12 protein-coding genes and 2 tRNA genes are annotated in these 13,884 nt (G+C 53.6%); 13 read left to right on the top strand and 1 reads right to left on the bottom strand.

Going from position 1 to position 13,884, the window contains the following annotated elements:
* Positions 1 to 63 precede the first annotated feature (63 nt).
* The 3 genes from bfr to recN are packed head-to-tail and all read left to right on the top strand — an operon-like array spanning position 64 to position 3,164.
* Positions 64 to 528: a bacterioferritin gene (bfr, locus tag ABJK70_RS02410; protein WP_077728361.1), complete on the top strand. Its 465-nt coding sequence runs from the start codon at positions 64 to 66 to the stop codon at positions 526 to 528.
* A 60-nt stretch (positions 529 to 588) separates the two neighbouring features.
* Positions 589 to 1,473, top strand: coding sequence for an NAD(+) kinase (locus ABJK70_RS02405; RefSeq protein ID WP_077728360.1), 885 nt, complete (start codon positions 589 to 591; stop codon positions 1,471 to 1,473).
* A 2-nt stretch (positions 1,474 to 1,475) separates the two neighbouring features.
* Positions 1,476 to 3,164 (top strand): DNA repair protein RecN, encoded by a 1,689-nt coding sequence (gene recN / locus ABJK70_RS02400; protein ID WP_077728359.1) that lies wholly within the window; start codon positions 1,476 to 1,478, stop codon positions 3,162 to 3,164.
* A 163-nt stretch (positions 3,165 to 3,327) separates the two neighbouring features.
* On the opposite strand, the gene ABJK70_RS02395 is transcribed toward recN, so the two are convergent.
* A complete protein-coding gene (locus tag ABJK70_RS02395; protein WP_347257338.1) occupies positions 3,328 to 5,907 on the bottom strand; it encodes an Rne/Rng family ribonuclease in 2,580 nt (859 codons plus the stop codon).
* Positions 5,908 to 6,588: 681 nt separating this feature from the next.
* Here ABJK70_RS02395 and rluC point away from each other — a divergent pair.
* The 10 genes from rluC to ABJK70_RS02345 all read left to right on the top strand — a co-directional run.
* On the top strand, positions 6,589 to 7,539 hold the full coding sequence (gene rluC, locus ABJK70_RS02390; RefSeq protein ID WP_077728357.1) for a 23S rRNA pseudouridine(955/2504/2580) synthase RluC: 951 nt from the start codon (positions 6,589 to 6,591) through the stop codon (positions 7,537 to 7,539).
* Positions 7,536 to 8,186 (top strand): HAD-IIIA family hydrolase, encoded by a 651-nt coding sequence (locus ABJK70_RS02385; protein WP_077728356.1) that lies wholly within the window; start codon positions 7,536 to 7,538, stop codon positions 8,184 to 8,186. The genes rluC and ABJK70_RS02385 overlap by 4 nt, the downstream gene beginning before the upstream one ends.
* 52 nt (positions 8,187 to 8,238) lie before the next feature.
* Positions 8,239 to 9,228 (top strand): S49 family peptidase, encoded by a 990-nt coding sequence (locus ABJK70_RS02380; RefSeq protein ID WP_240502379.1) that lies wholly within the window; start codon positions 8,239 to 8,241, stop codon positions 9,226 to 9,228.
* A 21-nt stretch (positions 9,229 to 9,249) separates the two neighbouring features.
* Positions 9,250 to 9,846: an NUDIX domain-containing protein gene (locus ABJK70_RS02375; protein WP_077728532.1), complete on the top strand. Its 597-nt coding sequence runs from the start codon at positions 9,250 to 9,252 to the stop codon at positions 9,844 to 9,846.
* A gap of 148 nt (positions 9,847 to 9,994) precedes the next feature.
* A tRNA-Arg gene (locus ABJK70_RS02370) sits at positions 9,995 to 10,071 on the top strand.
* 68 nt (positions 10,072 to 10,139) lie between these two features.
* Positions 10,140 to 10,215, top strand: a tRNA-Asn gene (locus ABJK70_RS02365).
* A 482-nt stretch (positions 10,216 to 10,697) separates the two neighbouring features.
* On the top strand, positions 10,698 to 11,072 hold the full coding sequence (rpsL, locus tag ABJK70_RS02360; protein WP_077728355.1) for a 30S ribosomal protein S12: 375 nt from the start codon (positions 10,698 to 10,700) through the stop codon (positions 11,070 to 11,072).
* A 19-nt stretch (positions 11,073 to 11,091) separates the two neighbouring features.
* Positions 11,092 to 11,562, top strand: coding sequence for a 30S ribosomal protein S7 (rpsG, locus tag ABJK70_RS02355; protein ID WP_077728354.1), 471 nt, complete (start codon positions 11,092 to 11,094; stop codon positions 11,560 to 11,562).
* 44 nt (positions 11,563 to 11,606) lie between these two features.
* Positions 11,607 to 13,706, top strand: a complete 2,100-nt coding sequence (gene fusA / locus ABJK70_RS02350) for an elongation factor G (RefSeq protein WP_077728353.1) — start codon at positions 11,607 to 11,609, stop codon at positions 13,704 to 13,706.
* Positions 13,707 to 13,742: 36 nt separating this feature from the next.
* Positions 13,743 to 13,884: GTP-binding protein (locus ABJK70_RS02345; protein ID WP_347257345.1), on the top strand; the 142-nt coding region annotated here is incomplete at its 3' end.

Raw genomic sequence — 13,884 nt, 5'->3', positions numbered from 1 at the left:
TCTAATTAGGTGTAAATCTTAGGTCACCACATGGCGAACGCTTCCATATCCAAGGAGAGAATTATGCAAGGCGACTCGACGGTTATCGATTATCTTAATCGCGTGCTGGGCAACGAACTGATCGGCATCAACCAGTATTTTCTTCATGCGAGAATGTACAGGAACTGGGGGTTGGGCGAGCTCGACAAGCACGAATATGATGAATCTATCGGTAAGATGAAGCGTGCCGACAAGTTGATCGAGCGTATTTTGTTTCTTGAAGGATTGCCAAACTTGCAGGATTTGGGGCATTTGAAGATCGGAGAAAATCCGGAGGAAATGCTCGGCTGCGACCTTCAGTTGGAACTTCAAAGCGTATCTTTGCTGCGCGAAGCGGTCGAGTTTTGTGAAAAGGCCGGAGATTATGTCTCCCGAGATCTTCTGGAAGAGATACTCGAAGATGAGGAAGAGCAGGTCGACTGGCTTGAAACGCAGGCGGAGTTGATTCGGAAAATCGGCCTGCAGAACTATTTGCAGTCTCAGATGTAAGCTGCGGTACCGGTCAGCCCCATTTACAGTGACGCGGGACGCTCGCGGCTTCAGAAACATATGCCATCCATTTTCCGGAACGTAGCCCTAATCGGGAAGCCCGATGCGCCACGCATAGCCGAAACCCTTTCCTCGCTTTACGGACATCTTACCGGGAGATGCCTGCGTGTTTTGGTGCAACGGGACTGCGCTCATTTCGTAGCCGATTCTTCGCCGGAAACGTGTACCGTTGCCGAAATAGGCCAGTGCTGCGATCTCGCAATTGTGGTTGGCGGCGATGGCACACTTTTATCCGCCGCGCGTGTTCTCGCGCAGTTCGAGATTCCATTGATTGGGGTCAATCTGGGGCGATTGGGGTTCCTGGTCGATATTTCTCCGTCGGACGCCGGAGCGAAGCTCGATGAAATTCTTGACGGACGCTACAGTGCCGATGAGCGCTTTCTGTTGCGGGCGAAAATTTTTCGCAACGGTCATGTGATATACGAGCAGACGGCGGTTAACGAAGTAGTCGTGCATAGCGGGAATGCCGCCAGCATGATCGAGATTGAGGCATCGATCAACGGCGTTTTTCTGAATTCGCAACGCTCTGATGGGCTTATCGCGTCAACTCCCACGGGCTCTACGGCTTACGCCCTGTCGGCTGGAGGTCCGATTCTTTATCCCACGCTTAAGGCTATCGTATTAGCGCCGATCAATCCCCATACCTTGTCTAATCGTCCGATCGTGGTGGATGACGACAGCGTAATCGAAATTGCCTTCCGTCCCAGCAAACAATTCAAAGCTCAGGTCGTTTGCGACAATGTGTCGTTTCCTGATGTCGAAATAGAGGATCGCATCGAGATTCGAAGAGAACCTAAGACTTTTCGCATTCTTCATCCGCTTGACTATGATTTCTTTGAGATTCTCAGAGCGAAGCTCAACTGGAGCTCCGGTTATCGAAGCTGACTATGCTTGTCCACCTCAGCATCAGAGATTTGGCCGTCGTCCGATCACTCGATCTGGAGTTTGAGCGCGGATTGACCGTGCTAACCGGCGAGACCGGCGCCGGGAAATCGATATTATTAACTGCTTTGGGGTTGGCTTTGGGCGAGCGTGCCGATTCGGGGTTCATCCGCCCCGGGGCTGCGCGCGCCGAGATCAGTCTTTCGTTCGGCTTGGAGGATGCTGCAGATGCGCGTCGCTGGCTCGACGAAAATGAATTATCGGAGGACGGCGAGTGTCTGGTGCGGCGGGTTATCAGTCAAGACGGCCGTTCGAAGGCTTTCGTCAATGGTCGCCCGGTTACCTTGCAAGCCTTGCAGGAGTTGGGTTCCAGCTTGGTCGAGATACACGGCCAGCATGCTCATGTACATCTTCTGAAGGCAGCGGAGCAGCGCCGGTTACTGGATGAAGCCGCTGGGAACGAATCGTTGTTGGTCCAGATCGGCAATCTCTATGATCGTTGGCGAAGTACTCGGTGCGAGCTGGAAAAGCTTACCAATACAGCCAAGGATCAAGCCGCCCGCGAAGAGTTGTTGCGCTACCAAATCGACGAGTTGGAGCAGCACGACATCTCTGGGCTCGATTACCCGGCCCTAGTTGACGAGCATACACTCCTTGCCAATGTTGGCAAAATTCTCACCACCGGTCAGGCGCAGCTCGAACTCCTCTATGAAGATGAAAGTCAATCGGTCAACGCGCGCCTGGCGCAAGCTATCCATGCCCTATCGGATTTGAGCCGGCTGGCTCCCGAACTGGAAGAAACGACCGCTCTCCTAAATGAAGCGCAAGTGCAAGTTAAAGAAGGGGCATTGCAGCTCCGTCGTCAACTGGAGCGGATTGAGGCCGACCCCGGTCGTCTGGACTGGCTTGAACAGCGCCTTGGCGATATCCATCGTTTGGCCCGCAAACACCAGGTCCGGCCGGAAGAATTGCCTGGACTGCTTGATTCGCTACGCTCGGAATTGAACGGTATCGCCCATGGATCGGAAAGAATCGAAGCGTTGGAGTCGGATCTTCGGCAGGTCCTCACGGATTACGGGAAAGTTGCCGATATGTTGTCCCAACGCCGTCGTACGGCCGCTAGCCGGTTACAGTCACGGATCTCGGAGATGATTCAGGAATTGGGCATGCCACAGGGGCAGTTTTTGGTGGATGTGGGTGCCGAGAATGCGAAAGAACCGACCCCGTTTGGCCTGGATCAGGCCGAGTTCTTGGTAAGCGCCAACCCGGGATTGCCGCCGCGTCCTTTGGCCAAAGTCGCGTCTGGCGGCGAATTGTCACGCATCAGTCTAGCCATTCAGGTGGCTGCTACCGACTCCAAGACAGTTCCGAGCTTGATATTCGATGAGGTGGATACGGGAATCGGCGGCCGGGTGGCCGAAATCGTCGGTCAAAAACTGCGCGCGCTGGGACAGGGGCGGCAGGTATTTTGCGTGACCCACCTGCCTCAGGTTGCGGCTCAAGGTCATTACCACTTGTTAGTAGAAAAAGTCAGCACCGATGGGGTAACACTATCGACCGTCCGAAAGCTTTCTCGTGAAGAGAGGAAGCAGGAGATTGCGCGTATGCTTGGTGGAATCCGTGTCACCCAGCAAACCTTGGCGCATGCCGAGGAGATGTTGAATAGCCACTTGCAAAGCGAGTTGGAGGTGTGACTGAGCGCTGAAGATTGTTTAAGAAGTGAACTGTACGAGCCATTTGCAGTGCGACAAAGGCCCTCGGATTATACGGTAGATCTAAGACAAACGAAGAAGTTGTCGGGCGGCAGAGCCGCCCGACAAGTTGACTAGCACGCTATTTCTTTCTCCCTGGCCAAAATCACTCCGTGCCACTTTCGACACTCGATTTGTCCGGTACGACAACGGCAGTAGTGCTCCGACTTTCTTCGGCTGGTCGGTGCTCATCGGTGGCTCGGTTGTCATTGGCCGTCGAGACCACTTCACCCGTTTCGCGGCGATCTTCGTGAATACTGTCATCGGGTCCTTCGCTGGACTCACTTCGTTTGGCGCTAAACCTCTTATCTCGTCTGCCGCGCCCCCGGCGTTTGGCCAAGGATCGGCGAGGCGATTTACGCGCTTCGAGACTCAAATCTTCCGCTTCGGTTTCCTCGCTATCATCCGATGGTGAATCAAGCTCAAAGGACCCGATAACCGGCGTACTAACTGAGCTTATGCTTTCGCGCTCGCCCCGAGATTCCTCGGGCGCCCTGGGCCTTGGCAAATGGACCGCAGGAATCTCCGGCTTTTCCTCTTTCTCCAGCGACGGACGGTCTGGTTCGGTTACGATTTGGACCCCATTGTCGGAAACCAGAGCGGACATGATTGTCTCAGTCGGTGCCTCTTCGGTAGGTTTGTCCCCAATCGTTTGACGCTCCGGGATCGGGAGATTGGCGTCTTCGATTTTCTCCGGGGCGATCTCTCTAGCTTGGTTTTGCTGGCCGCTACGCGCTAAGCCGGGCTCGCCCCGCCTCGGGCGTCTCCTGCGCGACCCCCCGCGTCTGGACTGATCTCGGGTTCGCCGGTCACCATTGCCGAATTCCTGTTTCTCCGGAATTGGAGTTCGGGCTTCGATTTCTCTGGTTTCAAGCATTTCCCCGCTCATTGACTGCTGACGCTGTTTGAAGTCGGCTATCCGATGGGGGCGGTGTTGAGCGACTTGTGAGAGTATCGGCTGAGGCTTTTCGACGACAGCTTCCGCTTCATCCTCAAGTTTGCCGCCGGTCAAAATCGACCAGAACCGCTTTATGAAGCCACCTGCGGCGTGTTTCCCTGCGCTAGTAATCGGAGCCGGATGAGCGGGCAGGAATTCCTTAACGGCAGGCTCCGCGCTGATTGATGCGCTTTCCCTCGTAAATCTGGGGAGCTCGGATTCAGCTGACTTCAGCATCTGATAGCTCGGTTTCCGCTCTCCTTCTTCCTCTGCGCCAGTGCTTCGCACGCGCTGGATTTCATACGCCGGCGTCTCAAGATGTTTGGTCGGTATTACGATAACACTAACTAGGTGGCGCTTTTCGATGTCCGCGACAGCCGAGCGCTTTTCGTTGAGAAGGTAGGTAGCCGAATCTACGGGCAGATGCGCGATAACCTTGTCGGTATTTTTTTTCATCGCCTCTTCTTCGATGATACGCAGTACCGAGAGTGCCAACGACTGTACGCTGCGCACGGAGCCTTGGCCGTTGCATCGTGGACAGGTGAGCAGGCTGGATTCACCGAGCGACGGTCGGAGGCGCTGACGGGACATCTCGAGCAAACCAAAACGAGAGATTCGGCCGATTTGTATCCGGGCTCTATCCGCCTTGATCGCGTCACGTAATCGGTTTTCGACGGCCCGCTGATTACGCGCCGCCATCATGTCTATGAAGTCGATCACGAACAAACCGCCCAAATCCCGCAGTCTGAGTTGGCGCGCGATTTCGTCGGCGGCTTCCAAGTTGGTATTTAGCGCTGTTTCTTCGATATCGCCGCCTTTGGTTGCCCGGGCGGAGTTGATGTCGATCGCTGTCAAGGCTTCGCTGTGATCGATTACGATGGCTCCACCGGATGGCAAAGGGACCTCGCGGCTGTAAGCTGTTTCAATCTGGCTTTCGATCTGATAACGACTGAATAGCGGGACTGTGTCTTGGTAAAGCTTTGCCTTTTGGATGAACTGCGGCATGACCTGCTGCAAAAAGCTGCGCACCAGCTTGAAAGTGCCCGCATCATCGATCAGTATCTCGTCGATATCGCCGCGGAGATGATCTCTCAGCGCACGAATGATCACGTTGCTTTCCTGAAAGATTAGGAACGGGGCGGCCTTTTCCTTGGCCGAGCGGTCAATAGCCTCCCACAATTGCAAAAGGTAATTCAGGTCCCATTGAAGTTCTTCGGCTGACTTGCCGCCCCCGGCAGTCCGCACGATAAGCCCCATGCCTTCCGGAATTTGGAGTTGATTCATAACCTCGCGCATGTCGGAACGAATATCGCCCTCGATACGTCGAGAAATGCCGCCGGCGCGCGGATTATTGGGCATTAGCACCAGGTAACTGCCGGCCAGGCTGATGTAAGTCGTTAACGCCGCCCCTTTGCTCCCGCGCTCCTCCTTCTCGACCTGAACTATGACTTCCTGTCCCTCTTTGACTAAATCCTTGATATCCCGGCGGGAAAATTCCTCGTCCAGGGGCTGTCCGAAATAGTTCGGCGTAATTTCCTTGAATGGCAAGAAGCCATGGCGGTCGGCGCCATAATTGACGAAGGCCGCTTCGAGACTGGGTTCAATGCGGGTAATAATACCTTTATAAATGTTGGCTTTTTTCTGTTCTTTGGAAGGGATTTCTATATCAAAGTCGTAAAGTTTTTGTCCGTCCACCAGTGCAACCCGAAGTTCTTCGGGCTGAGTGGCGTTGATTAACATTCTTCTCATCCGGCTGGTCCTTTAGCGGTTCCCCGAAGAAGCGGGCAAGCGGTTTCATGCAGCCATTGTTCTTATCAATCAAAGCGTGTTCTCAATTGACGTGAATGCGCCTATTGCGCTGAAAACCGAATCTTGACGTTGCGAGGGATACCCTGCCTCAATCGGAGGAGGGGGGTTCCATTCTTCTCTTCAGGTCACGCGATACTCGCTCGTCATGGGTCGAGCGAAAAAACCCTACTGTTGTCGTTTTTTCCGGCCAAATTTTTCTGTTTGGTACTTTGACCTTCTAAACAAAATGTTCTGTCTGTCGCCAATAATTCCGTTCAGCAAACGGTTCTCGGTTAGATCTGGCATTTGCCAGGGATGGACTATTTTGGGCTGACGTGTGAGCAGTCGAGCCCCGCTACCTCGAAAATCGAGTCGTATCCCGCCGCTCTGCGCGACGGCGTCCTCATTTAACCGCGAAACTTACGATTCTCCCGCCCCATGTCATGTAGCCCCGAGACAGATTGCTTTATAGGCATTCTTATCGACCATTTAGTCCAGGCCGTTCTAATTCTTCATGGGCTATCACCACCGGGCACGGTCCGGATAACTACTAGGCGTTCGGTTGCTGTCAACCGTAAGCTAACTATAACAATCTTAAGGAGAGTCATCAATTTGGCTGGGCAAAGCTGATATTATGTTCCTATGAAACAAGCATTGAGTGGCGCCTCTGTCAGATGGATCGAAGTGGATGAGGAGAGCGCGGGGCAGCGAATCGACAACTTTCTATTCACACGCCTTAAGGGAGTGCCGAAAAGCCATATTTATCGAATTTTGCGTACCGGTGAAGTCCGCCGAAATGGCGGACGCATTCAGGCCCAAGATCGGCTGGATACGGGGGATGTGATCCGTGTTCCACCGATTAGGGTAACGATGAGCAATCCCAGCCAAATTCCGGAGACTTTCGTGCGAGCCCGTTTGGAGCCTCGCATTTTGTACGAGGACGATGATCTTTTGGTCCTTAATAAACCTGCTGGCATGGCCGTGCACGGCGGTAGTGGATTGAGTTTCGGTGTGATCGAAGGGTTGAGGGAAATCCGGTCGGAGGCACGGTTCTTGGAGCTTGTGCACCGTTTGGATCGAGATACCTCCGGTTGTTTGCTGATCGCCAAGAAGCGCAGTGCCCTGCGAGCTCTGCACGCGCAATTTCGTGGTGACGAAGTAAAGAAGGTTTACCTGGCACTGCTTGCCGGAGTGTGGGCGAGAGCGCGATGGATTGCGGATGCGCCGTTAAAAAAGAATGTCTTGCAGAGCGGCGAACGGATGGTTAAGGTCGCGCGCGAGGGTAAGCCCGCAGTTACCGAATTCAGGCGAAGGGAGCGCTATTTTGATTCGACGCTAGTTGAGGCACGTCCGGTTACTGGGCGAACCCATCAAATTCGGGTCCACGCTCAATCTATGGGGCATCCCATTGTCGGCGATGAGCGGTACGGCGATGAGAAAGTCAATCGGGAGTTTCGTCGACTTGGTTTGAAACGTCTTTTTCTTCACGCTTTGGAAACGGTTTTTCTCCACCCGCGTACGGGCACTCCGATCGAGGTAAAGGCTCCGCTTGATCAGGAGCTTTCCGAATTTCTTAAAGTGCTGCCGCGATGAGGAACCAATTCGATCTTTTGGTTTTTGATTGGGATGGCACTCTGTTCGACTCGGTCGGATGGATCGTGGATTGCTTGCAGCGGGCTGCGCACGGCTGCGGTCTCCCTATTCCGTCTGACCAAGAGGCTAAATCCGTCATAGGTCTCGGGTTGATGGAGGCGATGGAGGCTTTATTTCCCGAATATCCTTCCGAAATGGCGCGCCGCTTGGCGGAAGGTTATCGCCGTCATTACGGTGACAGGATAATTAGTGCGGATGGTTTATTCGCTGGTGTGCTCGATATGTTGACGGAGTTGAGGGGGCGCGGTTACCGCCTTGCGGTCGCTACTGGGAAGACCCGCGCGGGGTTGAATCATGCGCTTGCCGCAACTGGGACGGAGCTGTTTTTTCATTCGACCCGCTGTGCGGATGAGACGGTTTCCAAGCCGAACCCGGAAATGCTCTTTCAACTCATGTCTGAAGCCGGCATCGCCCGAGAGAGGACTTTAATGGTGGGTGATTCGCTTCATGATCTGCGCATGGCTCACAATGCCGGGGTCGCTGCGGTAGGTGTCGGATGCGGTGCGAATGATTTGTTCGAGTTGGCTGAGTTTGATCCTTTGGCATGTATAGAGCGGACTACCGACCTTCTGGAAATTCTGAGCTGACGAATTACTTTGGTTTGAATCTGAGGCAAACGAAGTCGACTGAGATAACGCTATGGACCAACGCGACATGAGTGAAATCGAGCAAGAGCCGGAAACACCGACGCCTTCACCCGCATGGGAGCGCGATACGCTGGAAAAAGTGCTGTTGGCGTCTCTTACGGAACAGCGACAGGCGAGGCGCTGGGGAATATTTTTTAAGCTGCTTATGCTGGCCTACTTTGGCGTTGCGCTTTGGTTGGTTGCACAACCGTTGTCGGATCAGCGTAGTAGGGGGGAGAAAAGTCATACAGCTGTTATTGACGTGGCGGGGATGATCGCCGCCGGGGAAAAGGCTAATGCCGATGCCATTATCGAAGGACTTAGGGCAGCCGCGGAAGCAGTTGGTGCAAAAGGGATCATATTGCGCATGAATACGCCAGGTGGTAGCCCCGTTCAGTCGGCTTACGTTTACGAGGAGATTCGACGGATAAAAAAACTAAAACCGGAGCTCCCGATTTATGCGGTGGTTGCGGATATGTGCACTTCTGGTGGGTATTACATTGCCTCCGCTGCCGATAAGATCTTCGTCAACCAATCGAGCATTGTCGGATCGATCGGCGTAATCATGGACAGCTTCGGATTCGTGGATGCTATTAACAAACTCGGTATCGAGCGCAGAGTAATGACGGCCGGAGAACACAAGGCGATTCTCGATCCTTTTTCGCCGGTCGACCCCGTGGCAAAAGAACATGTGCAATCGGTGTTAAATGCAATTCATCAACAGTTTATCGATGCCGTCCGTCAAGGGCGGGCCGGACGCCTCAAGGAGAATACTCCTGAACTGTATTCGGGGCTGGTTTGGACGGGTGACGAAGGTATTAAGCTCGGACTAGCGGATGGGCTTGGGGATGTCCGTTCTGTTGCAGAATCGGTGATCGGTGCCAAGGATATGGTCAATTACACACCGGAGGAAAATCTTTGGGACCGCGTCACAAGTCGCATTGGTATCACATTCGGCCACATGCTGCGCACTGCTGTATCGGCCGGCCCCTATTTGAACTAGGTCGGCGCAATTATGAATGAAATCGACAAGGCGTTCGAGTTGATCAAGGAAGAGCCGATCTATCGCGGATTCTTCAGTCTGTCGCGCATACGATTTAGGCATGCATTGTTTCGTGGAGGCTGGAGTGACTATTTGGATAGGGAGTTGTTTCATCGTGGCAGGAGCGTTGCCGTTATTCCCTATGATCCTGTGGCGGATCAAGTGGTGCTTATCGAGCAGTTCAGGGTCGGAGCCATGTTTGTGAATGGGGATCCGTGGTTGCTCGAAATCGTGGCGGGAGCCTTCGAACAAGGGGAAAGTCCAGAAGACGTCGCCTATCGCGAAGCCGCCGAGGAGGCGGGATGTGAAATCACTGAGCTTATTCGTATTGCCGAGTTTTTTCCGACGCCCGGCGGTTGTTCGGAAAAAATTACGCTGTATTGTGGAATCGTCGACTCACGGGGCTTGGGTGGTATTCACGGTGTTGAAGAGGAGCACGAAGATATTCTGGCTCGCGTGGCGAGCTTCGATCAAGCGATGGACTGGCTTAGTCGGGGCCGAATTGAGGCCGCTATTCCCATCATAGGTCTTCAGTGGCTCGCATTGAATCGGCATCACCTGCGGGCAAGGCATGGGTAGAGGTTTGCTGTGGGAGTGCTCTGATTCGTTTTTGCTGGTGCGTGACCTTTTCCGGTTAGGGCCGGTGCAACTATCAGAAGCGGTGAAGTTGTTAAGAAAAATAATTTGACGAGGCATGTGCCATAATTCATAATACGCATTCTGCCGCGCGCCTGTAGCTCAGTTGGATAGAGTACCTGGCTACGAACTAGGTGGTCGGGAGTTCGAATCTCTCCAGGCGCGCCATCTTGTACGGTTTGCGTGGGGTTTGACAGGGGATTGGTCTGTTTCTATAATCCCACGACTCAATTTGTTCCCCTGTAGCTCAGTCGGTAGAGCAGCTGGCTGTTAACCAGCGGGTCGGCGGTTCGAGCCCGTCCGGGGGAGCCACATTTCCATGTTGTGAGTTCTGTTCGCTTTTTGGTGTCAGGCTCGCGAGTAAGAAGTCATCGTGCGATCTCTGGGGCCGCGGGGCGGTCCTGGCAAGGTTTCTTTCTTATCCCTTCTGTCTTCTTGGGTGTCATCAGTCCGCGGCGATTGGTGTGATGGGCTGTGAAGATGCGTTGATGTGCTCGATCGTCATTGTGAGCCGGGATTGAGGGTAATTGGATTGTGGGTAGCGTCCAAGTTCGCGGTTCTGGTTTATTCCTCCGTAGATCTCGGCGCAGCTAAGAAGGGATGTTTCTCGAAGTGCCAATTTCTTTGTGTCTCGCGATTCTGGGGTTTTTAGGTTTCGGTCGCGTGATGTTGACAAGTCGGTTTTTTAGTTTTAAATTTCGCCGCTTTACCAGCGCCTTTTAACGTTTTGGGTGGGCAAGGTTTCTGGTGACGATTTTTCCGAAGGTTGAGCGAAAAAGTTTTGGAGTTTGGTAATGAGCACGATAAACCAGTTGGTTCGGAAGCCGCGAGTCAGAAAAAAAGACAAAAGCAATGTGCCGGCCCTGGACAGTTGTCCTCAAAGGCGTGGCGTATGTACGCGCGTTTATACGACTACGCCTAAGAAACCGAATTCCGCTTTGAGAAAAGTGGCTCGTGTTCGCCTGACGAATGGTGCTGAGGTGACCAGCTACATTGGTGGAGAGGGTCACAATTTGCAGGAGCACTCCGTGGTTTTAATTAGGGGTGGTCGTGTAAAAGACTTGCCGGGTGTGAGGTATCACATTGTTCGAGGTAGTCTTGATACTGCGGGCGTTCAAAAGCGTCGCCAAGGGCGGTCCAAGTACGGTGCGAAAAGACCGAAAAGTTAACTGAGTTCCAGGTTGCGTTATGTCTAGAAGAAGAGTCGCTCAAAGAAGAGAAGTTATTCCGGATCCGCGCTTCGGCAGCGAAATACTGGCTCGTTTCGTCAATATGTTGATGTTGGACGGAAAAAAGTCCGTGGCTGAAAAGGTGGTCTACGGTGCTTTGGATCACATTTCTGCCAAGACCAGTCAATCGTCCCTGGATGTGTTGACCAAGGCTCTGGAAAACGTTCAGCCCCTGGTGGAGGTCAAGTCGCGTCGCGTTGGTGGGGCTACCTATCAGGTTCCAGTTGAGGTTCGTCCGGCGCGTAGGGCTGCTTTGGCTATGCGTTGGCTAATCGATGCTGCTCGCAAGAGGAGTGAGAAGGGTATGGTCATGAGGTTGGCCGCCGAACTGCTCGATGCGAACGAGAATCGCGGATCGGCTGTGAAGAAGCGTGAAGATACGCACCGAATGGCAGAGGCAAACAAAGCATTCTCTCATTATCGCTGGTAAGCAGTGACTTCTTATCTCCAATTAGGTTAGCGAAGGTTAAAGCAGTGGCACGCACGACTCCAATCGAGAGATACCGGAACATCGGGATTTCCGCGCATATTGATGCGGGTAAGACTACCACCACAGAGCGTGTGTTGTTTTATACCGGCATAAATCACAAGATCGGTGAGGTTCATGATGGCGCCGCTACTATGGACTGGATGGAGCAGGAGCAGGAGCGTGGTATCACCATCACCTCTGCGGCGACTACGACCTATTGGCGGGGTATGGGTCTCAACTATCCTGAGCACCGTATCAATATTATCGATACTCCTGGGCACGTCGATTTTACGATCGAAGTAGAGCGTTCTATGCGCGTTTTGGATGGCGCTTGCATGCTCTACTGCGCGGTTGGTGGTGTTCAGCCCCAGTCGGAAACGGTGTGGCGCCAGGCTACGAAATATGGCGTTCCCCGCATCGCGTTCGTAAACAAAATGGATCGGACGGGGGCGGACTTTTTTAAGGTTTATAAGCAGATGCGTGAGCGTCTGCGCGCGAACCCGGTTCCGATTCAAATTCCCGTTGGTGCTGAAGATTCGTTCAAAGGCGTAATCGACCTTGTGAAGATGAAGGCTATTGTGTGGAACGAAGAAGACCACGGCGCGACGTTTGTGTATGCGGACATTCCCGCAGAGCTCGCGGACGCTGCTGTTGAGTGGCGGGAAAAGATGGTCGAGGCTGCGGCCGAGGCTGACGAAGAGTTGATGAATAAATATCTGGAGCAGGGTGAGCTCTCTGAAGACGAGATTAAAGGCGGGCTCCGTAAGCGGACTATCGGCCTCGAAATCGTTCCAATGCTCTGTGGCTCCGCCTTCAAGAACAAGGGTGTGCAGGCCATGTTGGACGCGGTTGTCGACTATCTGCCGTCCCCGGTGGATGTGCCTCCTATAAAAGGAGCGGATGCGGATTCCGGGCAGCCTGTTGAGCGCAGATCGGAAGATAATGAGCCGTTTTCGGCGCTTGCGTTCAAAATTATGACCGACCCGTTCGTGGGTACCCTGACCTTTGTTCGGGTTTATTCGGGTGTATTGAGCTCCGGCGATAGCGTAATTAATTCGCAATCCGGAAACAAAGAGCGCATCGGTCGATTGTTGCGCATGCATGCCAATACCCGTGAGGAGATAAAAGAGATTCGCGCTGGCGACATTGCTGCCTGCGTCGGCTTGAAGGATATTGTTACCGGGACGACCCTTTCGGCTGTGGATAAGCCGGTGGTTCTCGAGCGAATGGAGTTCCCTGAGCCGGTAATATCGGTTGCGGTGGAGCCGAAAACCAAGAGTGACCAGGAAAAGATGGGGCTCGCGCTGCAGCGACTGGCTCAGGAAGATCCGTCTTTTCGCGTTCACACTGACGAAGAGTCGGGGCAGACCATTATCTCCGGCATGGGGGAGTTGCACCTGGAGATTATCGTCGACCGAATGAAGCGCGAGTTTAAGGTTGAAGCCAACGTGGGTGCGCCCCAGGTGGCCTACCGGGAAACCATCCGCAAGTCGGTCGAGCAAGAGGGGAAATACATTCGCCAGACCGGTGGGCGCGGTCAGTATGGGCACGTGTGGTTGCGGATCGAGCCGTTAGAGACTGGCGGTTACGAGTTTGTCAACGGGATCGTAGGCGGCGTTGTTCCGAAGGAATATATTCCGGCAGTGGATAAAGGTGTGCAAGAGCAACTGCAAAATGGTATATTAGCCGGCTACCCCGTTGTTGACGTAAAAGTCACGCTGTTCGACGGTTCGTACCACGACGTAGACTCCAGCGAAATGGCATTTAAGATCGCTGGCTCGATGTGTTTCAAAGAGGGTGCCCGTAAGGCCAATCCGGTCCTGCTTGAGCCCATCATGAGTGTGGACGTCGAGACGCCGGAGGATTATATGGGTGATGTCGTGGGTGACTTGAACAGGCGGCGCGGCATGGTGCTCGGGATGGAAGATAATGCCGGCATCAAGGTGCTGAAGGCGGAAGTTCCCTTGGCGGAAATGTTTGGTTATTCGACCACTCTGCGCTCATTAAGTCAGGGTCGAGCCACTTACTCGATGGAATTCAAGAAATACCAAGAAGCCCCTGCGAACATTGCGGACGCGGTGATTAAGAAGGCATCTGTGGGTTAATGTTTAGAAAATAAGAAGTAGCGAGGTATCCAGGTCGTGTCCAAAGAGAAATTTACGCGCACAAAGCCGCATGTGAACGTCGGGACGATTGGTCACGTTGACCATGGCAAGACGACCCTGACGGCGGCTCTGACCAAGGTGGGTGCGGAGCGCTTTGGTGGCGAATTCAAGGCATACG

Origin of the sequence: Methylocaldum sp., assembly GCF_039794385.1 — a bacterium.
Lineage (GTDB): Bacteria > Pseudomonadota > Gammaproteobacteria > Methylococcales > Methylococcaceae > Methylocaldum.
The sequence above is the reverse complement of the archived record's forward strand: the minus strand, read 5'-3'. Positions and strand labels throughout refer to the sequence as shown.